The organism is Methanocalculus sp. MC3, from assembly GCF_054767395.1.
In genome coordinates, this window is sequence record NZ_BAABMP010000001.1 from 68,094 (window position 1) to 90,389 (window position 22,296).

The following is a 22,296-nucleotide window of genomic DNA, read 5'->3' on the forward strand; positions in this document are numbered from 1 at the left end:
GAACAGCGTATGGCATCAAAAATTATAACAGCACTCTTCAGGCCTGAAGAGTTCTTTGGGGAGCTTTCAAAAGAGGAGGCGGCATTTGCAGTGCCGTTTGGAATAGTCATTATCTATAGTATCCTCTCGGCAGTTGCCGGGTACCAGATGGCCGCTCTTATGGCCCCGATGTACGATGTTGCCCTCGAAGGGTATGGGGGTGTCATTGCGATCTTTGGAGCGATCGGTGGCTTCGTTGGAGGTATCATAGTCTGGATTGTTGCAGCGGTTCTCTTCTATCTGGTAAGCATGGCCTTCCATGGTGAAGGTTCGATGAAGAAAGTGCTTGAAGCAGTCGGGTATGGGATGGCTCCACTGATTGCCGCCGCCGGAATCGGGATTGCGTATCTTGCGATGGTCGCCGATCAGGTGGTTGCCCCGGTTATACGTGACATCATGGACACGACAGCTGCCGAAGAGGCGGTCGAGGCATTCATGAACCAGCCGGTAATGGCGGACTTCACCCTTCTCCAGACATTCCTTTCCGTTGTCTTCATGATCTGGGCGGCAAACATCTGGTACTATGGGATCCGTCATGCACGAAAGCTTACAGCACGGGATTCAGGGATCACAGTTATTATCCCGGTAGTCCTTTATCTGATTATAGTCATCGCATCATATGGGGTATTCTGATGAAAAAAGTAATGATCCTGCTGGTTCTTAGCATTGCACTGACATGTGGGATAGTTGGAACCAGCACCGCTTCCCAGATAGGTGTGATCGATGTCTCTCTCGATCCTGAGGTCTTCTTCCCCCATGATACCGGAACAGTAACTATCGTCATTAAAAATACAGGCACTGATTCGGTTGAATTATCACGAGTAAACCTTCAGGGAACCCGGAGTATCTATGTCATCGAGAGTCCGCATTACATCGGAGTGGGTAGGCTGGGTGCTGGGGATACGATGACAACCAGTTTTACTATACGTGCAGGAAACGAGGAGGGTATCTTCTATCCCCGCTTCTCCCTGAATTTTGTCCCGAGTGGCAATATGATGTTTCCGATTTCACTGAAGGTGGATAAAACTCCGATTGAAGCCGGTATCAAAACCCGCCCTGATACCTTCATGGAGGGAAAGAAAGATGTGGTTGTTGTCTCTGTCGGTAATCCGCGTGAAAATTCACTCTCCGGTGTCACTATCACCCCGCAGACAGGAATAGCAGATACTGTCCCAACAAGTATCTTCATTGGCACTCTCCAACCGGGAGAGAAAAAAGAAGCTGAATTTTCTGTCACCCCAACAGGAACAGGCGATATCACCTTCAATGTCGAATACCGCAATGGCCAGAACCGGCAAACCGTCCCCCTCACCATCCCGGTTGTGCCTGGCACCGCAAAGAGGGTTCCTGAGCCGATCGTTTCGAATGTGGAGGTCACATCAATTGCCGGTGGATACCGGATCACCGGGGATGTCTCGAATGCCGGCCTTGAAACTGCCCGCTCTGTCGTGATGACAACAAAGGATCCCGCTGAGCCGATCGATCCTTTCCGGGTCTATGTTGTTGGTGCACTTGATGCAGATGACTTCTCCTCGTTCGAGGTGACATTCACTGCAAAAGATGCCGAGACAGTACCTCTTGTGACCAGGTACCGGGATGATGATGGGAATCTCTACGAGGAGGTTACCCATGTGACGATTCAATCAGGACCGATGCCTGTTGCGGAACAGGATGGCATATCCCCGATGGTGATTGGGATCATCGGGCTCTCTGTTGTGATCGTCGCCGGAGCACTCCTCTACTCGCGTAAGAAGCGATGAAGGCAGCGATCCGGTTCCAGGATGTGACGAAAATATACTCCCTGAAGAGCGGAGACGTCACTGCTCTGGATCATGTGAGCCTCTCAATCGAGGAGGGGGAGTTCATCGCGATCATGGGCCCCTCAGGCTCAGGAAAATCCACTCTTTTGAATATGATGGGGTGTCTTGACACCCCAACAGATGGTGGGGTCTTCATAAACGGCCAGAATATCGGCGAGTTGAATGATGATGATCTGACGATCCTGCGCCGCCGGCATCTCGGCTTCATCTTCCAGCAGTTCAATTTAATCCCGCTTCTCTCTGCAATTGAGAACGTCAGGCTCCCACTCATCCTTAATGGAGGCGCAGATGTGTGCACAGATCGGTGCATGAACATTCTCTCGGCTGTCGGTATCAGCGAGGATCGGCTCGAACATAAACCCTCAGAACTATCCGGCGGCCAGCAGCAGCGGGTGGCGATTGCACGGGCATTGATTAACAACCCTGAGATCCTGCTTGCGGATGAGCCAACAGGGAACCTCGACACAAAAACCGGCGCCCAGATCATGGATCTCCTCTCACGTCTTCAGAAGGAGGAAGGGAAGACGATTATCATGGTTACGCACGATCCGACCCTCTCCCGGTATGCCGATCGCGTGATCAAAATTGTCGATGGGAGGATACAATGAACCGGCCGATATTCTTCCTCTTCGCCGTCAGGAACCTCAGGCTCCACTGGCTCCGATCCCTTCTGGCAATGATCGGCATCATCATCGGTGTTGTTGCAATCACCTCTATGGGAATCCTCGGCTCATCCCTCGTCCTCTCAATATCTGAGGATCTGACCACTGTTGGAGATACGATCGTTGTCGTGCCGCACACAGGGGGAAGTGTCATGGGGCGTGGCGGGGGGATTGCTTCAGATGACCTGATCACCTCCCGCCAGCTGGAGCGGATCATCCGTGCATCGGCTCCCCATACCGCGATCCCTGTCTATTCGGGCGGAGAGCGGATAAGGGTCGGCGGGGAGACCGGATTTGCTGCCATCTATGGAATGAGGACATCAGATGTCCCGCTCCTTCTGGAACTATCAGACGGACAGTACCTCAGGGGGGCTTCCGGTGCAATGGTCGGCCCCCGCCTTGCCGAGACCTATTCACTCAAGACAGGGAGCCGCTTTTCGATCGGGACTGTTGGCCAGAGCCTCCGGGTTGTGGGCATTCTGGAAGAGCGGGGGATGGGTTTTGACATCAACAGCGATAATGCAATCATCGTCTCTGATCGGTGGTTTGAGAGCATGTATAGCCCGGAAGGGTACAATAGCGTCATTGTGAAGGTACGGAGCCTGGATGAGATCGAAGCGGTGAAGGAGTCGATAGAAACCTCATTGAACCGGAGAGAGACCGAGGTGGATGTCTATGATACCCGTGCCATTCTCTCGACCATCCTTGAAACCTTTGGCAGGATCTCAACATTTACCATTGCGATCGGTGGAATATCCCTCATTGTTGCCGGTGTATCGATCTTCAATGTGATGATGATGTCGGTGATGGAGCGGTACCGTGAGATCGGTGTCCTCCGTTCAATCGGATGCCTCAGGCGGGAGATACGACGTATGTTCTTCTATGAATCGCTTTTGCTTGGGATCGCCGGTTCCCTTGTCGGAGGTCTCCTCTCAGTTGCAGGAGGGTATATCGCTCTTTTGATCATGCTCGAGAATACGAGCTATCTCCTTGCCCCTTCAAGCCTCATCTATATTCCCCTCGGCATGCTCTTTGGGGTGGGGACATCGGTCCTCTCAGGGCTCTACCCGGCATGGAAGGCATCGGAAGCAAATCCGATTGAGGCGCTTCGGCATGAATAACCTCTTCCGGAAGTTGGATTGAAAAGAATTATCCCTTATCTTTGAGAATGTACAGGAAAGGTGATCCGGTATCAGGACGATTCTTCTTGCAGGCGGGAGCGGGACCCGTCTCTGGCCACTCTCCCGAAGCAGATGCCCGAAGCAGTTCATCAATCTCTTTGATGAGACGCTCTTCCAGCAGGCATACCAGAGATCCCGCCTCCTCTCTTCCCCTGAAGAGATAGTCGTGGTGACCGGGGCAGACTACGAGTTTCTTGTGAAAAATCAGATTGAAGAGCTTGGGGATGAGGTGATCGATGATCGGATCCTGATCGAGCCATGTGGTAGAAACACACTCCCAGCGATTGCCTGGGGGATGCGCCTCTTCGAAACCGATCCCGATAAGCCGGTTATCATCTATCCGACCGATCACCTGATCGGGACCGGGATGGAAGAGGTGGTTGCCAGTGCAGCTCCGCTCGCAGCAGATCGCCTCGTTACCTTCGGTGTTGTTCCCGATCGTCCGCATACCGGTTACGGATACATCTCTCCCGGCGTTCCCCTCTCAAACGGCTATACGGTAGGTGCATTCCATGAGAAACCTGATCCGGTGGCCGCAGAGCAGTTCATCGCGGATGGAGCCCTCTGGAACGCCGGTATCTTCCTGATGACGCCCCGTGTATTCTTTGAGGAATGCAGCAAATATGCACCGGAGATTGCCGATGCGGATCTTCCTGATGCCTACCCACGGATCCCCTCCATCTCGGTTGATTATGGTCTCCTCGAGCATTCATCACGGGTGGCGGTTGTTCCCCTGACCGTTCCATGGAGCGACCTTGGCACCTTCTCTGCACTGCATGATGCAACAGGCCCTGATCAGGATGACAATGTCGGTGAAGCCTTCATGCTCGATTCCATTGGATGTACATTCATTCACCCTGAAGGAAAACGGGTTGCAGCTGTCGGGGTCTCGGATCTTGTTGTGGTGGATACCGACGATGCACTCCTTGTCTGCCACAGGAATGCAACAGAGCGTGTCCGCGAGGTGGTATCGGCTCTTTCAGCGCTCCATGACAGGACGGTTGAAGAGCATCGTCTCGTCCATCGTCCCTGGGGAACCTATCTGGTACTTGAAGAATCACAGTTCTTTAAGATCAAGCGGATCACGGTAAAACCGGGTGCATCTCTCTCGCTCCAGCAGCACCAGCACAGGAGCGAGCACTGGGTTGTCGTCTCGGGGTGTGCCCATGTCCGGATAGATGGCACCACCCAGGTACTCACACAGGGCGAATCGACCTTCGTCCGTGCAGGTGCAGTCCACCGGCTCGAAAACCAGGGGAAGATCCCGCTTGAGATGATCGAGGTACAGATTGGAGAGTATCTCGGCGAGGATGATATCATCAGGCTTAATGATATCTATGGCAGGTGAGGATGGCTTCTCGGGGCTCGAGGCGGCAATTGTCCTGATTGCGTTTATCGTTGTAGCCGGGATCTTTTCATTTGCGATTCTTGGAGCAGGTTTCTCCTCTTCAGATAAGGCGAAAGAAGTGGTGCTTGATGGCGGGAGATCGGGAACAGCAGTGATGGTCATGGGTTCAGTCGTCGGCCGGGCAGATGATACGACTCACTATATCGAAAAACTCTTCTTCTCTTGTGAGGCAATGGGCGAGCCTGTGCCGGTATCCGCAATCAGGTTCTCAATTCTGACACCTGTTGGGATATATGAGATCCCTTCGTCTTCGGTTGTACTCTCATGGCATAATCAGGTCACGGAGGATGGCTTCCTCTCAGAGGATGAGATTCTTAAGGTTGAAATACTTCCCGATGCCGGAGTACTGACAGCAGACACTCCATTTACCCTTATAATAAATCCCCTCCTGGGTGTACCTGTCAATGTCCGGTGCCAGGTGCCCCCTGCTCTTGCACGGAAAAACTACTACGAGGTGGGTAGTGGATGAGAATGGCCTCACCGGGCTTGAATCAGCGATTATCCTGATTGCGTTTGTGGTTGTCGGTGCAGTCTTCTCTCATGTGATCATCAGTGCAGGTATGGGCATCTCTGATGATGCAGGTTCCAAGGTGCATGAGGGTCTGTCCAGAGCTGGATCAAGCCTAGTTGTTGCCGGATCGATCTATGCAGTTGACCTGAATAATGATCCCAGGATTGCTGAAGGTATCCTCGTTCCCATCAGGCTTCTTCCGGGTTCGGATCCAGTGGATCTCCGGATGGTAACCATCAACCTCATCGGCAGGAATACGTATGAGACCATCGCTCCAAACGATCCTCTCTATACGCCTCTTCCAACAGCTCATTACTTTTCCATCAATTCACCGGCACCACCCGATCAGGATCCGATACTCTGCTCCGGGGATATGGTGACGCTCTTTATACGTCCGATGTACTTATCAAATTGCAAGCCGGGCCATTCACCCACGATTGAGATAATCACACCGGGTGTGCATCCCATCCAGATTCCTCTTAAATTTCCTGCATCCCTCACCCGGTATACCCGGGTCGGATGAGATGATTAAATCCGAAGGCTCAATATTCATGAATAACAGATTATTAACTGATTCGGATGGCTGAGATACCAAAGGAAGAGTACCTTGAAAAATGCACGACAGCATGTGCCGGATGTACATCATCATTATCTCTCCGGTATGTGCTGAAGGCGGCAGGACCGGATACGGTGCTGGTTGTTCCTGCATGCTGTACCAGTATTCTGCAGGGAATTTATCCCAATACCGCATTTAATATTCCTGTATACAATATTGCCTTTGCAGCGGCAGCAGCATGTGCGTCAGGGATGAGCGAGGCATTTGCGAGCATGGGGAAGAAGACCAACGTCATAGTCTATGCCGGTGATGGCGGTACCGTTGATATCGGGATCCAGGCTCTCTCCGGTGCCCTTGAACGGGGGACAGATTTCCTGTATATCTGCTATGATAACGAGGCATATGGAAACACCGGCATGCAGCGTTCTGGTGCAACCCCGATGGGCGCAAGGACGACAACGACACCCGGCGGCAAGACCGATGCGAAGAAGGATCTCGACAGGATCGTCGCTGCCCACAATATTCCGTACCAGGCGACCGCGACCCCTGCATATCCAAAGGATCTTTATGAGAAGGTGAAGACAGCACTTGCCACTCCCGGTCCATCGTTTATTCATATTCTTGCTCCATGCCCCCCCGGATGGCGGATTGCATCTGATATGTCGGTGACTGTTGGAAAGCTTGCGGTGAAGACCGGCTCCTGGGTACTCTGGGAGAGAAAATATGGCGAACTCAGAATCAGCTCCCCCTCAAAGGGTGCAATGAAGAAACGGGCCCCACTCAGGGATTACCTTTCTGTACAGGGGCGCTTCAAGGGAATCTCCGATTCGGCAGTCAATGAGCTGGAGCAGGCGATTGAGAAGAACCTTGCACAGCTCGCAAAAGAGGAGGCAGGAGAATGCTGACGGTAGCAACTGGAAACAAAGCGGTGGCTGCGGCTGTTAAAGAGGCAAAACCCGCAGTGGTTGCGGCATACCCGATCACCCCGCAGACGGAGATCGTTGAGCAGATCGCAGAATACGTCACTGCTGGTGAGATGGATGCACGGTATATCCCGGTTGAGAGCGAACACTCGGCGATGACTGCCTGTATCGGTGCTTCAATCACGGGTGTCCGTACCTTCACGGCGACGAGTTCTCATGGTCTCCTCTACATGCACGAGATGCTCCACTGGGCAGCCGGGGCCCGCCTTCCGATCGTGATGGCGAATGTCAACCGTGCCCTCGGTCCGGGATGGAATGTCTGGGCGGAACATACCGATGCCTTCTCCCAGCGGGATACCGGATGGCTCCAGTTCTTTGTTTCAACTGTCCAGGAAGCATATGATACCACATTGATGGCATTTCGGATTGCAGAAGACACCGGCATCCTGCTGCCGGTGATGGTAAATCTGGATGGTTTTGTCCTCTCGCATATTATGCAGTCTCTTGAGACGGTGGAGATAGGAGACTACATCCCTCCGATGGTGCTTCCCCATAAAATTGATATAGAGAATCCCACAGGGTACGGCACACTCACCGGACCAAATGATCACTTCAAGTTCCGGTGGGAGATTGAACGGGCAATGAGACATTCGCCTTCTGTGATCAGGGATGCAGAAGAAGAGTTTGCAAAGAGATTCGGACGGAAATACGGTCCTACTGACGAATATCTCTGCGATGATGCGGATATCCTGATCGTCTCGATGGGAACACTCGGAAAAGAGGCAGAGGTTGCAGTCGATATCCTCAGGAAAGAAGGCGTCAAAGCAGGATCAATGCGGATCCGCTGGTTCAGGCCCTTCCCAGAGCTCGATATCAGGGACCGCGATCTCGTCGTCCTTGACCGGGGATACTCGTTTGGGTTCGGCGGTGTGCTCACCGACTCGATCAAATCCCGGTACCGCGATGCCTCGATCTTCTCGGTGGTTGCAGGGCTTGGCGGCCAGGAGGTCACCTATGATGATATCGCTGAGTTTGTCAGGAATCGCCGTATGAATGAAGAATACTGGTTTGGGGTTGATGCCTGATGTTTGAGATCAGGATCCATTCCCGTGGCGGGCAGGGTGGTGTGACTGCCGCCCGGCTCCTTGCGATGGCTGCCTTCCTCGATAAGAAGCATGCAACAGCCGCTCCCTTCTATGGTGCTGAGCGGAGGGGTGCGCCGGTCACCTCGTTTGTCAGGATTGATGAGGAGCCGATAAAAATCTACTCACAGATCCGGTCCCCGAATCTCATTGTTGTCCTTGATGCAAGCATCATGGATACCGTTGATGTTCTTTTGGGAATTTTGGAGAATGGAACGGTGTTGATCAACAGCCCCCATCCGATTGATCTCCCCGGTGTCAATGTCCTCACCATCGATCTCACGGGTATTGCACTCTCAGTCGATCTCATCGTATCCGGGAGCCCCATTTTAAATACCCCGGTTCTTGGAGCACTTGCGAAGATGGGTGTTATCTCCCGGGAATCGGCGGAAGCTGCCATCCGTGATATGTTTGCAGATGAGCGGAATGTGAAAGCGGCAGAGGCTGCCTATAAGGAGCTGATTCTATGACCGATCCTGTTGCAATGAGCCGGCCAACAGAGGGGGCTGCCGGAAAGACCGGTTCCTGGCGGACGTTCCGTCCGGTGGTCGACCGTGAAGCATGCAATGCATGTGGACTCTGTGCCATGTACTGCCCTGATGGCTGTATCAATGAAGATCATGAGATAGACCTCGACTATTGCAAGGGATGCGGGATCTGTGCTCAGGAATGCCCCAAAAAAGCAATTAAAATGGAACGGGAAGAGCGGTAATCTCTCTCCCTCCTCTTTTTTCCCCTAAAATGTTCCCTTGAGAAAATATATATAGTATTGGTTCGTCTATAAACGTATAGTTCGTTCAAACACGAACACATTTCATGCCGTGTTCCCGGAGGGTATCGGCGCATACGCCCCCTGCTCTCTTCTTTTTTTGGGCGCGGAATAAAATGCGAGGTTTAGAGTATGGCAAATATCGTATCAGATGTAATATGCCCCTTCTGCGGGACACTCTGTGACGACCTTGAGGTTGAGCTGAGTGACGACGGCAAGAAGATCCTCGAGGTCTATCATGCCTGCGCAATCGGTGCAGAGAAGTTCCTCCACTCGCAGGCCGAGGACCGGATCACCCGGCCCCGGATGATGCAGGAAGATGGAACCACCAAAGAGGTCTCCTATGAGGAAGCGGCAAAATATACCGCAAAGATCCTCTGTGAAGCGAAGAAACCCCTGATGTATGGATGGTCATCGACCTCCTGCGAAGCGCAGAGTGTCGGCCATTCGGTTGCAGAAGCTGTCGGCGGTATCGTCGACAACACCGCAACCGTCTGCCACGGCAGTTCGCTCATCGCCGTCCAGGATGTCGGGATCCCCTCATGCACCCTCGGCGAGGCAATGAACCGTGCCGACCGTGTCGTCTTCTGGGGATGCAACCCGGCACACGCCCACCCCCGGCACATGTCGAGATACTCGGTCTATCCCCGTGGATTCTTCACCGGGAAAGGGTCAAAGAGCAGGAAAGTTGTTGTTATCGACCCGAGGAAGACCGATACCGCATCGCTTGCCGATGTCCATCTCCAGCTTGAGCAGGGCCGCGATTACGAACTCCTCTCGGCACTCCGGGTCGCGTTCCGTGGCGAGAAACTGCCCGATGTTGTTGCAGGCATCCCAAAAGACCAGATCTACGAAGCAGCCGATCTCTTAAAGAGCGGCCGGTTTGTGATCATCTACTTCGGGATGGGTGTAACACAGTCACTTGGCAAGAACCACAACATCGATATCGCGATCGCAGTCACCCGTGACTTAAACGACTACACAAAAGCCGCCATCATGCCGATGCGGGGCCACTACAATGTTACCGGCTCCGGCGAAGTGCTCGGCTGGCAGTACGGGTTCCCGTTCTGTGTTGATCTGTCACGCGGTATTGCCCGGTATAACCCTGGCGAGACCAGTTCAAATGATCTGCTGATGAGAGACGAGGTTGACGCGGTCTTTGTGCTCGGCTCAGATCCCGGCGCACACTTCCCGATCAGCTCGGTGAAGAAGATTTCAGAGCTGCCCTCAGTTGCAATCGACCCCCACCTCACCCCGACGACCGCGGTCTGCAAACTCCATGTCCCGGTCGCCTTTGTCGGTGTCGAGGTTGGCGGCTGCTGTTATCGTATGGACAATGTCCCGATCGAGTCGAGGAAGGTTGTTGATCCGCCGGAAGGCATGCTCACCGACCAGGAGTTCCTCGAGATGGTGCTCGCTGAAGTCAGGAAATGCAAGGGAGTGTAGACCACAATGGCAGAATACCTTATCAAAAACGGTTTTGTCTTCGACCCGGTCCTGGGAATCAACGGAGACAAGAAAGATATCGCCATCAAAGACGGCAAGATTGTCGAGAGTGTCGGCGCTTCAGCAAAGGTGATCGATGCTGCCGGGAAGACCGTGATGGCTGGTGGCGTGGATATCCACGCCCATGTTGCCGGACCGAAGGTGAATGTCGGCCGGAACTTCCGTCCTGAAGACAAGAGACAGGCAACCTATGAACCCGGCAAGGGCGTCAAGCGGATGTCCGGCGGGTTCTCGGTACCGACCGTCTTCAAGACCGGGTACAAGTATGCGGATATGGGGTATACCACCGTCATGGAAGCGGCGATGCCCCCGTTCTATGCAAAACATACCCATGAAGAGATGCGGGATACCCCGATCATCGACCAGGGTGCGTACCCGGTGTTTGGGAACAACTGGTTTGTCCTTGAATACCTCAAAAACGGCGAAGCCGAGAACACTGCGGCATATATCGCATGGCTGCTTCGGATGACGAAGGGTTTTGCGATTAAATGCGTCAACCCCGGCGGTACCGAAGCCTGGGGCTGGGGTCTGAACTGTACAAGTGTCCATGACCCGGTACCCTACTTCGATATCACTCCTGCTGAGATTGTGAAAGGGTTAATCGAGGCAAACGAATACCTCAGGCTGCCGCACAGCATGCATGTGCACAGCAACAATCTCGGCAACCCCGGGAATTACGAGACCACCCTTGATACCCTGAAGCTTGCCGAGGGGATTTCGGCGAAGAACAACTTTGGCCGTGAACAGGTGCTCCACCATACCCATATCCAGTTCCACTCGTATGGCGGCACCACCTGGGGCGATTTCGAGTCCCGTGCCGACAAGATCGCGGATTACGTCAATTCCCAGAAGAACATCACCTGTGATATCGGGTTTGTAACACTGGATGAGACGACGACGATGACCGCCGACGGTCCGTTCGAACACCATCTCTGTGAACTGAACCACCTGAAATGGGCAAATGTCGATGTCGAGCTCGAGACGGGCTCCGGTGTTGTGCCATATGTGTACAGCCCCGATGTCTTTGTCTGCGGTATCCAGTGGGCAATCGGTCTTGAGATCGCGCTCCTTGCAAAGGATCACATGCGATACCACATGACAACTGATCATCCGAATGCAGGTCCCTTCACCCGGTATCCCCGCGTGATGAAATGGCTGATGAGCGCAAAGGCCCGTGACGAGATGTTTGCCGGGATGAAGAACGAGGACAAGGTTCGTGACAGAACCGGCCTGAGCACGATGGATCGCGAACTCTCGCTGTATGAGATCGCGATGATGACCCGTGCAGGAACGGCAAAGGCACTGGGTCTCTCCCATATGTATGGGTCACTGACACCCGGCCTCTGCGGCGATGTCGCGGTCTACGATTACAACCCCGAGACTGCGTCTGATCCCGAAGCAATCGAGACGGCATTTGGTAAGGCTGCGTTCCTCTTCAAGCAGGGCGAGCTGATCATCAATGACGGCGAGATCGTTTCCAACGGGAACAAGAGAACGCTCTGGGTGGATGTGAAGACGAATGAGAACACGCAGGTCGAGCGTGATATCGCCCTGAAGTTCAACAAGTTCTACACGGTCTCCCAGAAGAACTACGAGGTGTATGCACACCACTATGTGCCAAACCCGTTCGTCTTTGAGATCGATGCTACTGTCTGAGGTGGGTGGAGAATGATGATGGCATCTGAATGTATGATACCGAGTGAGATGGATCTCGCTTTTAAGCTTGAGGATGAGGGAATTCTCCCCTCCCGGAGTGTTCGGGAACGGGTTGTTCTCTCCCCGGCATGCTGCACTATTCCGGTGCAGCGGATGCTCCTGATGCAGGAGATGCTGGTGGAGTTGTCAGAAGAACTACGTGAATAATACTCGAGAAAAAGGAGAGGTTGGTTATTCAGGCTACCCTGAATTTCCGATTTGCTTCAAGGGTCTCCTGGGAGATCTCGGTGACCCGTGTCACCATACTGGCGACCTCATCGATACTTGCCGATACCTCTTCGGTACCGGCTGCAGTATCTCCTGCCTCGTGTGCTGTCCTCTCCATCAGGGCGGCAACTTCGTGGATGCTTGCGGTGATCTCCTCAACAGTGGCTGCCTGCTCTTCAGTTGCACTTGCAACCTCTTCGATGCTTCGTGAGATCTTTCCGACCGAGTCGACGATCTCATTGAAAGCAAGAATCGTCTGCTGCATCTGATCTGATCCATCCCTGACGACAGTATTTGCAGTTTTCATCGCAGACGAAGCTTTTTCAGCCCCGGCCCTGAGATTGCCGATCATCTCGGTGATATGCTCGGCAGAGGATCGTGATTCTGTTGCAAGGGCTTTGACTTCAGCTGCAACAACCGCAAAGCCGCGCCCTGCATCTCCGGCACGGGCGGCCTCGATTGCTGCATTGAGCGCGAGCAGATTTGTCTGGTTTGCCAGATCCGAGATGACGCCGACGATCTTTCCGATCTCGACCATCTGGGTGTTGATATCCCTGATGATCCCATCGATCTCGGCGGTTGCGGTGGTGATCTCGGCCATGCCTGCATCTGCCCGCCTGGCAACCTTTGTTCCTTCCTGAGACTGCTCATCAGCGTTTCGTGAGAGTCCGGCAACAGATTCTGCACTTGCGGTAACCTCCTGGACGGCAGCAGAGAGATCTTCCATCGCCTGAAGAACCTGCTGGGCTGAATGGGTTGCCTTCTCGATATGGCCGCTTACGTTCCCGGTGCTACGGGCGATCTGCTGGGTGCCGGTGGAGACTTCGTCGATGCTCGTCTCGGCTTCGTTTGCTGCTTCCACCATCGCCTCCATCAGCCGGTTTGATCCTGCAATGAGGTGTGAGACATCTGCTGAGACTTTGTTTAAGGCAGTCTTCACGGCAATGAGATCCCCGCGGACATTGAGCTTATCATCGATATGGGCGGTGAAGTCGCCGTCAGCAAATGCGCTGGCGACACGGGTGATCTCCTTGACAGTATTATTTAAGACCCTCCCCATCCTGTCAAGGGATTTCCTGAACTCTTCCCACTCACCTTTCATCTGGATATTTGTATCGAATGTCGCAGAGAAGTCTGCCTGAGCGAATGCCCCGCATACACGCATTGCTTCGTGAACGGGTTTTGTGACCGCATCGAGCATGCCGTTTATTCCAAGCATGCATTCTTTAAACTCTCCCTCATGCCGCTCCGGGTCTGCGCGGATCTCAAAGTTACCCTCGGTCAGACCATGCATCATCATCTTTGCATCTCCCATCAGGTGATCAAGCGACTCCTTCAGGGTGGCAAGGCTTTTATCGAGTTTGGAGATTAAAGAGGCAAAATTTTTTGTATCTTCGTCAAAATGAGCGGATTGAAGATTGAATGAGGTGTCCCCCCTTGCGGCTTTTTTGAGGTTTGCGACTAACCGGGTGACTTCTGTAACCACAAAGGTATCCTGTTTCATCTTCCGGTTGATCTCAAGCGTCATATCGCGTGCACTGCATCGGGTTCCAAGTTGCCTTCCATCTTTATCCTTCGCAATCGTGCAGAGAAGCGATACCCAGTGTTCGCTTCCGTTCTTATGCTTGATCCTGAACTTTACTTCCTTCTCCTCTCGTTCCCGGACTGCAAGGGCAGCTTTCACGGAATCAAAATCCTCGGATTTGATGATCCTGCGGAAAAGATCCTTTTCTTTTCGAAAATCTTCAGGGGAATAACCAGTGATCCGCTGGCAGGAAGGCGATACATATAAAAAGGTCCCGTCTGGTCCCAGCAGGAATTCCCAATCCTGGGTTGCTTCAAGGACCTGACGAAAAATATCGTTTGGGTCTGGTATTGTCATGTGTTCTCTCCAACTCCTCTGCTATTCTCAAGTAATGATGGTTCAATTATTTCGAATAGCCTAAGCACTTGCTAATAACTGTGGTTTTTTATCTGAGATGCAATAAATGTATCTTTCTCTCTCCAGAAAGAAACCTTAGAAAAAATAGATTCTCTTGTTCATTGGGTAGAGAGTGTCCTCTCCTCCCGATTCTCAACAAGGATTAAGTATCTGATAGTAGAAGGGTTCTGTATGTTCCGTCTTTCTCTGTGGTGTACTCTTCTCTTAATCGCTATTCTCTGTACTGCAGGGTGTATCCAGTCTGAATCACCTGTTTCCCAGCCATTGCCCGCTCCGGTTGTAACCCCTCAAACGGAACCGGTGCATCCGGCACCCTCCCCAGTCATTCCAGAGCCATATATCGTCAAAGGAAAGGATATCTACGGGATGACTGCTGCTCTCACTTCCCAGGAGCAGGGGACGAATCTCCTTGTCACAGTGACACTTGACAAGACCAATACCATGGGGGTGACAACAGGTCCGGGCATTGAGATGTATGTGACATTCTTTGCGTACAACCTGATGGATCTTCCTGAAGGATACCTCCCACAGACACAGGCAGAGGTGAGGGAATCCGGTATTCCGTATAAAGTCCGGAAAGCAACGATGTATCCGATGAATGTTAAAAAGGTCACAGCAGAACTGCCGGTTGAATCATCCCAGGGACGCCTGGATCTGAAATATCCATACAATTATGGAGCAATCATAGAGAAAATATATTGATTTTGGTATGAACAAAACAATCAAATATGTTCAGGACTAGTATACTCTCATACTCATCTGGAGGTGAAGTCATGACAATCCGAATAAAACCAGCCAAACCTGTGATAACTGCTGAGGTACGGCCTTCAAGGAGGGTGCGGAGGCTTATGATGAACCAGACAGACTTTCCGGTTTCTTCAGAAGCTGTGATGAACCTTTTTGTCCTTGGACTCATGACAATCACCGTTTCAATAACCGGAATTACCCTTGGCATGGTTCTCAGACTGAGTGGTTTCTGATCCGGATTCTCTTCCCCCTACCCCTCCTCAATAATCTTAATATAATCGACCGAAGGGTCAAATCAGCTTCTTCTCCTTTCTATTTGATCTGAATTCTTCCACCCCAACCAGTCCTCTCTACCTGTTCCCACTTGACAGATACAATGACCGGGTCGATATCCCGGACAGTTGTTCCCACATACTCCGATCCTGCCGCCTCTGCAATAGCATAATGCCCATCGCCGCCTGATGCAAGCCAGCTATTGACAACGACAGTGTAACACTGGTCCTCCTTCATTTCTTCCCACCCTCTGGCCTCCAATACTTCGATTCTGCTCACTCGTCTGCCGGGAGTCATGAGCTCTGCCAGACTCTTCCCCTCGTACCTTCCGGTAAAGGGATCCCCCTCCGTATCGATGGTGAACCGTATACCAGATACCTGGAGGAATCCTCCGGTTGGCGGACGTTCACCGGGAAATATTTCATCCCCTGAAATCCTGAGTGCCGATGCCGAGATCTCAAGTGAATCCCTGATCTCTCTTCCCGTCATCTGCACGAGGACGAGTTCGCTACCAAATGGGAGGATCTCCTGCATCATCCCCCAGGATACCGGACCTGGAGAAAAGACCCGGTCGCCCCGGATCGACCCTCCATTTATAAACGCAATATCTGCCTCAGGGAACCAGTCCCGCCATGCATCGGTGATGAGATCTCCAACTTCGGCTTCGCCTCCCCTGACGATCATCTTCCGGGTATCGAGCGGGAAGCTGATCTCCCCGACCGGCTTCTTCATCTCTTCCTCATAAGCAGTGATGAAGGGTGCAAGTACTGCAGAGACGGCTGCGTCTTCCCCTTCCGGTTTGATAACCTCAAAACTCCAGTTGATCACCTCCCTGTAGCTGAGTGTCAGCCTGAGTATCCCGAGGTCATCTCCATATTGGCCGGCCTGGACGATAGGAACAATCCGGTTATCCGGATCCCGCACCTCTTTCTGGAGAACGATATGATCATGACCCCCGATGATTGCATGAATCCCGGCAACATTCTCTGCAAGACGCGTATCTTCCGCTTCTCCCATATGGGAGAGGCAGATGATAACGTCAACATCAGCATTCCGAAGGGATCGGACCGCCTCTTCTGCTGCCACACAAGGATCGGTGACGGTGATGCCTGGGCCGGTTGGAGCTATTGAACATAGTTTTGGTGTCATCAGGCCGAATATGCCTATTTTAAGCTCATCCTGCCCGATGATTGCCCATGGCTTGATGATATGGCTCAGGGTTTCATTTGTAACGATCATGTTAGCCGAGACGATAGGAAACCCTGCATAACCGGCAGCTCTGGCATATCCGCTCTCTCCAAACCCAAACTCATGGTTTCCGGGGCAGACTGCATCATACCCTGCTCTTGTCATGCCGCGATATTCCGGCTCTCCATGAAAGAGAGAATAGGGGGCGCCTATCAGGTCGTCCCCGCTTGACAGGAGGAGGGAATAATCCTCTTCGGCTCGTATTCTGTTGGCAGTTTCAGCGATAGCTGACAGACCCGGACTTTCTACTCCTTCGATGATCCCGGGCGGAAAGATTCTGCTCTGGAGATCAGAGGTTGTAAGGATCGCAAGGTGTATCTCTCTCTCCTGCACAGGCTGGGGAAAGGAAAGTGCTGCGAAGAGTATCATTCCAATAATGACAGCAGCGATGAGCAGGGTATAACGTTTGGACATCATGGCAGGTTTTCTTCTTATTCAAACAAAGGGGATGCGGGGTACCGGCTATCTGATCACCGGATCGCAGATATCCTCTTCGATGTCGCATTTGCCGATATACTGGAGATTGAACTTGTAAAACTGGGTGAACCCGCAGTTCCTGCACCGGACTGTGAAATGGTTGCACCCGACAAAGAGGTCATGGGTTCCAGTTATATGGCAGTTTCTGCACTCTGCTGTCGGCTCAAGGTTCCAGACATCATAACAGGATATCGGGGTGAATGATCCGCTTGAACCCACCTCATGGATGCGGGGGATGAAGACCCTCGTTGCGCCGCAGTTCGAGCAGATCACCTGTGCCTGCTGGGGCACCACTTTGATCACCTGATCGGCGTCTGCATGACAATGGTAACAATCTGTCTTATATTTGGTATAGATGAATCCGGTCTTCATAAAAGAGATTGAAGACGCACAAGAAGAAAAAAGTACCCCTCCCGAAAGGAGGGTCATATGATATCCTGTTTAAAAAGGGGTTGTAGTTGGGATCTTACATCATGCCGGGCATTCCGCCCATGCCGCCCATTCCACCCATGCCGCCCATTGCAGCCATCTCTTCCTCGCTTGGCATTCCGCCGCCCTTTCCGGACGAGGCGATGACGTCATCGATCCTGAGGATCATGACTGCAACTTCTGCTGCTGAGGAGATTGCCTGGGTCTTGACACGGAGAGGCTCGACAACGCCTGCTGCCTTCATGTCTGCTGCTTTTGCTGCGAAGACATCGAGGCCGAAGGTCTTTTTGCCCTGCTCGTGAGCTGCACGGAGGTCGACGAGCATGTCGATTGGGTCAAGTCCTGCGTTCTCTGCGAGGGTTCTTGGGATGATCTCAAGTGCGCTTGCAAATGCTTCGATTGCGAGCTGTGCACGGCCACCAACGCTGGATGCGTATTCACGGAGGCGGAGTGAGAGTTCAATCTCAGGAGCGCCGCCGCCTGCGACAACCTTCTTGTCCTCGACGACGACACCGACAACGCGGAGTGCATCTTCGATTGCACGCTCAAGCTCGTCGACGACATGGTCGGTTCCGCCTTTGATGATGATCGAGACTGCTTTTGGATTGTAGCACTCTTCAACAAAGATCATCTCTTCGCCTGAGACCTTGCGCTCTTCAATCTTGCCGGCTTTACCGAGCTCTTCGGTTGAGATTGCATCAATGGATGAGACGAGGGCTGCACCGGTTGCACGTGCAAGCTTCTCCATGTCGGATTTCTTGACACGGCGGACTGCGAAGATACCTGCCTTTGCAAGGTAGTGCTGGGCAATGTCGTCGATACCCTTCTGGCAGAAGACAACGTTTGCACCGGATGCGATGACCTTGTTGACGATCGTCTTGATCATCTTCTCTTCTTCATCAAGGAACATCTGGAGCTGATCGGGGCTTGTAATGCTGATCTCAGCGTCGACTTCGGTCTTCTTGAATTCGATTGCTGCGTTTAAAAGGAGCACTTTAGCATCTTTGACGAGCTTTGGCATGCCTGAGTGGACACGTTCCTTGTCAATGATCATGCCTTCGATGATCTCGGAGTCGTCGATTGAGCCGCCGACCTTCTTCTCGATCTTGACGTTCTCGGTATCGACGGTTCCGTCCTCATCGGTGACCATGGTGATTGCCTTTACAATGAGTTCACAGAGTTTCTCTTTTGAAGATTCTGCGCCCTTTCCGGTCATTGCGGTCTCGGCGATCTTGGTAAGGATGGCTGTGTCGCCCGGCTGGATGTCAAAGGCGATATCCCGTAAGATCTCCTGTGCCTTATTTGCTGCCTGACGATATCCCTGAGCGATGACTGTCGGGTGGACATCCTGCTCAAGAAGATCCTCTGCCTTCTTTAAGAGTTCGCCGCCGACGACGACTGCTGTGGTGGTTCCGTCACCGACTTCGTCATCCTGGGTCTTTGCGATCTCGACCATCATCTTGGCAGCGGGGTGCTCGATATCCATCTCTTTGAGGATGGTGACACCGTCATTGGTGATGACGACATCGCCGATGGTATCGACGAGCATCTTGTCCATGCCTTTTGGCCCGAGGGTTGTCCGGACGGCTGATGCCACTGCTTTTGCAGCTGCAATGTTCATACCCTGTGCATCGCGTCCCCGTGTCCGGGAACTGCCTTCTTTTAGAATGAGAATCGGTTGTCCTCCAAGTTGTGCTGACATGTAATATCACCAGTGTTTGTTGATAAAGTTGCTTTGTAGTTCTATATAAAGATTATTCAGGTATCAGATTGATGAGATCCGATCCCTCTTCCAGAGAATAAAGCTTTTCTTCCCCGATAACAAGAGTTTTTCCAATTTTTTTCTCTTTATCATAGTCAGAGAGAATGCAGAGGGATCGGGCATGGGCAATCTGGGAGAGGTTCCCGATGAGTGCCGCGCGCTTGACGGTTTTCTGTGCCGTACCAAAACAGGCAAATATTGTGTTTTTCTCGAAGAGGGCAACAAGCTGGAACGGAGCACGCCTGAATTGATGAAGTTCAAGACCCATCTCTTTCAGGTGGCCGGCGGGCGAGGCTGCCTCGATCTCATTCTGATAGATGCTCTCCTGAAGGTCATGTGGACGGTCGATGAAGAGGTCGATCGGCTGGACGATCGCTTCGTCAAAGAGTTCCTCGAGTTTCAATGCCATTTCAAGCGTTGTTCCCATACCGCTTTCGTATTTGCTGATGGTTCGCCGGGATACGCCGAGAATATGTGCAAGATCTCCAAGCGAGAGGTTTTGCCGCTCTCTCATCTCGCGGAGGCGTATCCCGTCGATGCCGACATACAGGCCGCCGGGCGAGGCATAGACAAGAGGGGGAACTCCTTCAACAAGGTAATCATAGAGGGTTGATGGTGCGACTGCAAAGAGGCCGTACCTGAGATAGACTGCACTCCGTTCCAGTGGTGCATCCCTTGCCCTCTCCCCGATGATGATAGGAACAGCCCTGAGGTGGTGTCCCATCGCCTCGAGATCGAATGCGATCTCTTCTGAGACCGAGTCGATCTGGGAGACGATCTTGATGATCACAAGTCCCTTTTTACCTGAAGCGAGCAGGTCAAAGCTCCGTGGTCTGAGGAGGCAACGCTCAGAGACATCATACCCTGCGGTAAGAAGAATACTAATCACCGTCTGGATGAGCCGCTCCTGTACCATCTCTTCTACAACCTACATGGTGAATCTAGGATAATAAAGGATCTGACGATGTCCCTTATGGGCTGGGAGAGCAGATCTATAGATATGTGGATCGGTATCGATGATACGGACTCTCCTCAAGGTATGTGTACCACCTATCTCGGGGCTCTCCTTGCCCGGCGCCTTGAGGAGTCCGGGATGGAGATCCGATCCCTCCGGCTCGTCAGGCTGAATCCGAATATCATCTGGAAGACGCGTGGAAATGCTGCCATTGCCATCGAAGCTGAGGGTGACCCGGACTCTGCCTTTTCGATCGCAACTGATCTCATCGAAGAGCTTGCCGATCTCTCCTGCGAGAAGACGAATCCCGGTCTTGTCGTCTGTGGGGAGATCCGCCCTCCCGCTGCTTTTGCAGAAGAGGCGATCACTGGTTTCTGTACAATTGAAGGCGCTATTGCAGCCTGTGGGGATGCCGGGGCACGATACAGGCTCTGGAAGAATGGACGAGGGATCATCGGAGCTGTCGCTGCTGTGGCAGCGGAGTTCTCAGATGCCACATCCGAGTATCTCGTCTATCGTGATGTGAATCTCCATACGAGCACTCGGTTTGTTGATCCGGTGAGCCTCAGGTTCGCAGAGGAGATGACGTATCCCGGGACATGGGATACCTGTGATCCTGGGAATAATCTGATCGTCTGTGTTCCGCACACCCCGGATCCGGTCCTCTATGGGATCAGGGGGAATGACCCGGTCTGGATCTCTCTGGCGAGGAATCTGGTCATCTCCGAGGCTCCGGTACTTGAGGCGATCTTTGAGACGAATCAGGGAACTGATGCCCATCTGCTTCGTGGATCGGTTGGAACCCTTGAAGAGGGGAGATCCTATTCTGTTCCCGGCATTGTTGCATCCCCTCCCAAAACAGGGATCGGCGGCCATGTCTCTCTTGAGATTACTGATGGCAAAGATCGCCTCACCTGCATGGCATATGAGCCGACAAAGGGATTCCGCGATAGTATCCGGGCGCTTGCACCGGGAGATCGTGTGTATGTCTGTGGCAGTTATAAGAAGAGATCCCTGAATATTGAGAAGATCCAGGTTCTCTCTGCACCCCCGTGCCGGGTTGCGGGAGCCCCCCTCTGCGAGTCCTGCGGCAAAAAGATGACCTCGGCGGGGAAAGATAAAGGGTATAAATGCCGGGTATGCGGGGCAAGGAGCCGGGAGCCCTGTATCAGCTATCAGGAGAGGACGATTCATCCGGGGTGGTATGAGGTTCCGCCTTCCGCCAGACGGCATCTTGCCCGTCCCCTCTGCCGGGGAGAGCCTGTTATTCCGGATTTTCCAAAGGATTACAGTCGGGAGGATTATATCTGATCCCGTCGACTCTTTGCTGATATGATCGATCTCTTTGCATTTGCTGAGGAGTCGGCTGCGTTTACCATGGCCACGATCCGGGATAAGCCGGTAAGGGTTCCTCTTTTGATGGGTATGGTCGCTATTTTCCCCCTGATTTATGGGTATACGGCACGGATTTACCGTGGAGGATCAAAACCCCCGGATCTCTCAAAGCCGCTCGAACTCCTCATTGACGGAATCAGGTTGACAATCGTCTCATTCATCTATGCACTCCCGTTTATCGGGGCGATCATCATCGTCGGATCACAGGGTGATCTCCTGCTGAATCTTATCACTCATGCCGAATCCGGCCTTCTCTTTTCAGAGATCGGTTTCGTCTTCTTTCTGATTGTTGGGATCATACTCCTGTATGCTGTTGTCATCCTCTTCTCGATGATCGGGGTGATCCGAACAGCCAGAACAGGGAAGATCCGCGATGCCTTTGCATTCAGTGCGATTTTGGCCCATATCAGAAGGATTGGTGTCGTCTCATATCTCTCTGCGGTTGTCTTCTATACCATCATCGCATTCCTTGTCTCTCTCCCGGCGGGATACATGATGGAACTCTCCCTGATCGGGTATATCCCGGCATTCTTCATCTATGCAATGGTGACGGTCTTTGCTGCCCGGTACTTCACCCTCGTCTTTGAATCCGGCCTCTCCGATTCATCCAATCAATAACCCAACCACT

Annotated in this window: 23 protein-coding genes; 18 read left to right on the forward strand and 5 right to left on the reverse strand. The window is 52.6% G+C overall.

What is annotated here, in order from left to right; all coding sequences use genetic code 11:
* Window positions 1-9 precede the first annotated feature (9 nt).
* The 14 genes from ACYUBO_RS00330 to ACYUBO_RS00395 all read left to right on the forward strand — a co-directional run bounded on the left by ACYUBO_RS00330 (window position 10) and on the right by ACYUBO_RS00395 (window position 12,380).
* The gene (locus ACYUBO_RS00330; RefSeq protein WP_460371494.1) at window positions 10-672 is read left to right on the forward strand and encodes a YIP1 family protein; all 663 of its coding nucleotides are present in this window, start codon (window positions 10-12) and stop codon (window positions 670-672) included.
* Entirely contained in the window at window positions 672-1,799 is a 1,128-nt protein-coding gene (locus ACYUBO_RS00335) for a COG1361 S-layer family protein (RefSeq protein ID WP_460371496.1), read from the forward strand. Before ACYUBO_RS00330 ends, ACYUBO_RS00335 begins: the two co-directional genes overlap by 1 nt.
* The gene (locus tag ACYUBO_RS00340; protein ID WP_460371498.1) at window positions 1,796-2,467 is read left to right on the forward strand and encodes an ABC transporter ATP-binding protein; all 672 of its coding nucleotides are present in this window, start codon (window positions 1,796-1,798) and stop codon (window positions 2,465-2,467) included. The genes ACYUBO_RS00335 and ACYUBO_RS00340 overlap by 4 nt, the downstream gene beginning before the upstream one ends.
* Window positions 2,464-3,642 (forward strand): ABC transporter permease, encoded by a 1,179-nt coding sequence (locus tag ACYUBO_RS00345; protein ID WP_460371500.1) that lies wholly within the window; start codon window positions 2,464-2,466, stop codon window positions 3,640-3,642. The genes ACYUBO_RS00340 and ACYUBO_RS00345 overlap by 4 nt, the downstream gene beginning before the upstream one ends.
* Before the next feature lie 79 nt (window positions 3,643-3,721).
* Window positions 3,722-5,050 (forward strand): mannose-1-phosphate guanylyltransferase/mannose-6-phosphate isomerase, encoded by a 1,329-nt coding sequence (locus ACYUBO_RS00350; protein WP_460372420.1) that lies wholly within the window; start codon window positions 3,722-3,724, stop codon window positions 5,048-5,050.
* Window positions 5,040-5,579 carry an archaellin family protein gene (locus ACYUBO_RS00355; RefSeq protein ID WP_460371502.1) on the forward strand — a complete coding sequence of 180 codons (540 nt, stop codon included), beginning with the start codon at window positions 5,040-5,042 and terminating at the stop codon, window positions 5,577-5,579. The genes ACYUBO_RS00350 and ACYUBO_RS00355 overlap by 11 nt, the downstream gene beginning before the upstream one ends.
* Complete coding sequence (locus tag ACYUBO_RS00360) at window positions 5,572-6,144, forward strand: flagellin (RefSeq protein ID WP_460371504.1); 573 nt, start codon at window positions 5,572-5,574, stop codon at window positions 6,142-6,144. Before ACYUBO_RS00355 ends, ACYUBO_RS00360 begins: the two co-directional genes overlap by 8 nt.
* Before the next feature lie 56 nt (window positions 6,145-6,200).
* Window positions 6,201-7,082, forward strand: a complete 882-nt coding sequence (locus ACYUBO_RS00365) for a thiamine pyrophosphate-dependent enzyme (RefSeq protein ID WP_300332354.1) — start codon at window positions 6,201-6,203, stop codon at window positions 7,080-7,082.
* Window positions 7,076-8,185, forward strand: coding sequence for a transketolase C-terminal domain-containing protein (locus tag ACYUBO_RS00370; protein ID WP_460371506.1), 1,110 nt, complete (start codon window positions 7,076-7,078; stop codon window positions 8,183-8,185). Before ACYUBO_RS00365 ends, ACYUBO_RS00370 begins: the two co-directional genes overlap by 7 nt.
* The gene (locus ACYUBO_RS00375; protein WP_300332358.1) at window positions 8,185-8,712 is read left to right on the forward strand and encodes a 2-oxoacid:acceptor oxidoreductase family protein; all 528 of its coding nucleotides are present in this window, start codon (window positions 8,185-8,187) and stop codon (window positions 8,710-8,712) included. The genes ACYUBO_RS00370 and ACYUBO_RS00375 overlap by 1 nt, the downstream gene beginning before the upstream one ends.
* Complete coding sequence (locus tag ACYUBO_RS00380) at window positions 8,709-8,954, forward strand: 4Fe-4S binding protein (protein ID WP_292734690.1); 246 nt, start codon at window positions 8,709-8,711, stop codon at window positions 8,952-8,954. Before ACYUBO_RS00375 ends, ACYUBO_RS00380 begins: the two co-directional genes overlap by 4 nt.
* A gap of 189 nt (window positions 8,955-9,143) precedes the next feature.
* Entirely contained in the window at window positions 9,144-10,457 is a 1,314-nt protein-coding gene (locus ACYUBO_RS00385) for a formylmethanofuran dehydrogenase subunit B (RefSeq protein ID WP_460371508.1), read from the forward strand.
* Window positions 10,458-10,463: 6 nt separating this feature from the next.
* Window positions 10,464-12,173 carry a formylmethanofuran dehydrogenase subunit A gene (locus tag ACYUBO_RS00390; protein WP_460371510.1) on the forward strand — a complete coding sequence of 570 codons (1,710 nt, stop codon included), beginning with the start codon at window positions 10,464-10,466 and terminating at the stop codon, window positions 12,171-12,173.
* A gap of 33 nt (window positions 12,174-12,206) precedes the next feature.
* Window positions 12,207-12,380, forward strand: coding sequence for a hypothetical protein (locus ACYUBO_RS00395; RefSeq protein WP_460371512.1), 174 nt, complete (start codon window positions 12,207-12,209; stop codon window positions 12,378-12,380).
* 28 nt (window positions 12,381-12,408) lie between these two features.
* On the opposite strand, the gene ACYUBO_RS00400 is transcribed toward ACYUBO_RS00395, so the two are convergent.
* A complete protein-coding gene (locus tag ACYUBO_RS00400; RefSeq protein ID WP_460371514.1) occupies window positions 12,409-14,322 on the reverse strand; it encodes a methyl-accepting chemotaxis protein in 1,914 nt (637 codons plus the stop codon).
* Between the two features lie 231 nt (window positions 14,323-14,553).
* Between ACYUBO_RS00400 and ACYUBO_RS00405 the strand changes: the two genes are divergently transcribed.
* Window positions 14,554-15,084: a hypothetical protein gene (locus tag ACYUBO_RS00405; protein ID WP_460371515.1), complete on the forward strand. Its 531-nt coding sequence runs from the start codon at window positions 14,554-14,556 to the stop codon at window positions 15,082-15,084.
* Window positions 15,085-15,155: 71 nt separating this feature from the next.
* Window positions 15,156-15,362 carry a hypothetical protein gene (locus tag ACYUBO_RS00410; protein ID WP_460371517.1) on the forward strand — a complete coding sequence of 69 codons (207 nt, stop codon included), beginning with the start codon at window positions 15,156-15,158 and terminating at the stop codon, window positions 15,360-15,362.
* A 79-nt stretch (window positions 15,363-15,441) separates the two neighbouring features.
* Here ACYUBO_RS00410 and ACYUBO_RS00415 read toward each other — a convergent pair whose 3' ends face one another.
* The 4 genes from ACYUBO_RS00415 to ACYUBO_RS00430 all read right to left on the reverse strand — a co-directional run bounded on the left by ACYUBO_RS00415 (window position 15,442) and on the right by ACYUBO_RS00430 (window position 20,234).
* On the reverse strand, window positions 15,442-17,067 hold the full coding sequence (locus ACYUBO_RS00415; protein WP_460371519.1) for a bifunctional metallophosphatase/5'-nucleotidase: 1,626 nt from the start codon (window positions 17,065-17,067) through the stop codon (window positions 15,442-15,444).
* Window positions 17,068-17,112: 45 nt separating this feature from the next.
* Window positions 17,113-17,499 (reverse strand): hypothetical protein, encoded by a 387-nt coding sequence (locus tag ACYUBO_RS00420; RefSeq protein WP_300332889.1) that lies wholly within the window; start codon window positions 17,497-17,499, stop codon window positions 17,113-17,115.
* 94 nt (window positions 17,500-17,593) lie between these two features.
* Window positions 17,594-19,258 carry a thermosome subunit alpha gene (gene thsA, locus ACYUBO_RS00425; RefSeq protein WP_460371521.1) on the reverse strand — a complete coding sequence of 555 codons (1,665 nt, stop codon included), beginning with the start codon at window positions 19,256-19,258 and terminating at the stop codon, window positions 17,594-17,596.
* A 52-nt stretch (window positions 19,259-19,310) separates the two neighbouring features.
* Entirely contained in the window at window positions 19,311-20,234 is a 924-nt protein-coding gene (locus tag ACYUBO_RS00430) for a transcriptional regulator (RefSeq protein ID WP_460371523.1), read from the reverse strand.
* Between the two features lie 84 nt (window positions 20,235-20,318).
* Here ACYUBO_RS00430 and ACYUBO_RS00435 point away from each other — a divergent pair, with 84 nt between their 5' ends.
* Window positions 20,319-21,584, forward strand: coding sequence for a TiaS agmantine-binding domain-containing protein (locus tag ACYUBO_RS00435; protein WP_460371525.1), 1,266 nt, complete (start codon window positions 20,319-20,321; stop codon window positions 21,582-21,584).
* Window positions 21,585-21,605: 21 nt separating this feature from the next.
* Window positions 21,606-22,286 (forward strand): DUF4013 domain-containing protein, encoded by a 681-nt coding sequence (locus ACYUBO_RS00440; RefSeq protein ID WP_460371527.1) that lies wholly within the window; start codon window positions 21,606-21,608, stop codon window positions 22,284-22,286.
* Window positions 22,287-22,296: the final 10 nt, after the last annotated feature.

Excerpts from the sequence above, each read along its gene's own strand:
- ACYUBO_RS00385 (WP_460371508.1), top strand. The coding sequence starts at position 9,144 with ATGGCAAATATCGTATCAGATGTAATATGCCCCTTCTGCGGGACACTC.
- ACYUBO_RS00420 (WP_300332889.1), bottom strand. The coding sequence starts at position 17,499 with ATGAAGACCGGATTCATCTATACCAAATATAAGACAGATTGTTACCAT.
- ACYUBO_RS00430 (WP_460371523.1), bottom strand. The coding sequence starts at position 20,234 with ATGGTACAGGAGCGGCTCATCCAGACGGTGATTAGTATTCTTCTTACC.
- thsA (WP_460371521.1), bottom strand. The coding sequence starts at position 19,258 with ATGTCAGCACAACTTGGAGGACAACCGATTCTCATTCTAAAAGAAGGC.
- ACYUBO_RS00410 (WP_460371517.1), top strand. The coding sequence starts at position 15,156 with ATGACAATCCGAATAAAACCAGCCAAACCTGTGATAACTGCTGAGGTA.
- ACYUBO_RS00380 (WP_292734690.1), top strand. The coding sequence starts at position 8,709 with ATGACCGATCCTGTTGCAATGAGCCGGCCAACAGAGGGGGCTGCCGGA.
- ACYUBO_RS00405 (WP_460371515.1), top strand. The coding sequence starts at position 14,554 with ATGTTCCGTCTTTCTCTGTGGTGTACTCTTCTCTTAATCGCTATTCTC.
- ACYUBO_RS00400 (WP_460371514.1), bottom strand. The coding sequence starts at position 14,322 with ATGACAATACCAGACCCAAACGATATTTTTCGTCAGGTCCTTGAAGCA.
- ACYUBO_RS00415 (WP_460371519.1), bottom strand. The coding sequence starts at position 17,067 with ATGATGTCCAAACGTTATACCCTGCTCATCGCTGCTGTCATTATTGGA.
- ACYUBO_RS00370 (WP_460371506.1), top strand. The coding sequence starts at position 7,076 with ATGCTGACGGTAGCAACTGGAAACAAAGCGGTGGCTGCGGCTGTTAAA.
- ACYUBO_RS00335 (WP_460371496.1), top strand. The coding sequence starts at position 672 with ATGAAAAAAGTAATGATCCTGCTGGTTCTTAGCATTGCACTGACATGT.
- ACYUBO_RS00375 (WP_300332358.1), top strand. The coding sequence starts at position 8,185 with ATGTTTGAGATCAGGATCCATTCCCGTGGCGGGCAGGGTGGTGTGACT.
- ACYUBO_RS00440 (WP_460371527.1), top strand. The coding sequence starts at position 21,606 with ATGATCGATCTCTTTGCATTTGCTGAGGAGTCGGCTGCGTTTACCATG.
- ACYUBO_RS00330 (WP_460371494.1), top strand. The coding sequence starts at position 10 with ATGGCATCAAAAATTATAACAGCACTCTTCAGGCCTGAAGAGTTCTTT.
- ACYUBO_RS00390 (WP_460371510.1), top strand. The coding sequence starts at position 10,464 with ATGGCAGAATACCTTATCAAAAACGGTTTTGTCTTCGACCCGGTCCTG.
- ACYUBO_RS00395 (WP_460371512.1), top strand. The coding sequence starts at position 12,207 with ATGATACCGAGTGAGATGGATCTCGCTTTTAAGCTTGAGGATGAGGGA.
- ACYUBO_RS00365 (WP_300332354.1), top strand. The coding sequence starts at position 6,201 with ATGGCTGAGATACCAAAGGAAGAGTACCTTGAAAAATGCACGACAGCA.
- ACYUBO_RS00340 (WP_460371498.1), top strand. The coding sequence starts at position 1,796 with ATGAAGGCAGCGATCCGGTTCCAGGATGTGACGAAAATATACTCCCTG.
- ACYUBO_RS00345 (WP_460371500.1), top strand. The coding sequence starts at position 2,464 with ATGAACCGGCCGATATTCTTCCTCTTCGCCGTCAGGAACCTCAGGCTC.
- ACYUBO_RS00355 (WP_460371502.1), top strand. The coding sequence starts at position 5,040 with ATGGCAGGTGAGGATGGCTTCTCGGGGCTCGAGGCGGCAATTGTCCTG.
- ACYUBO_RS00435 (WP_460371525.1), top strand. The coding sequence starts at position 20,319 with ATGTGGATCGGTATCGATGATACGGACTCTCCTCAAGGTATGTGTACC.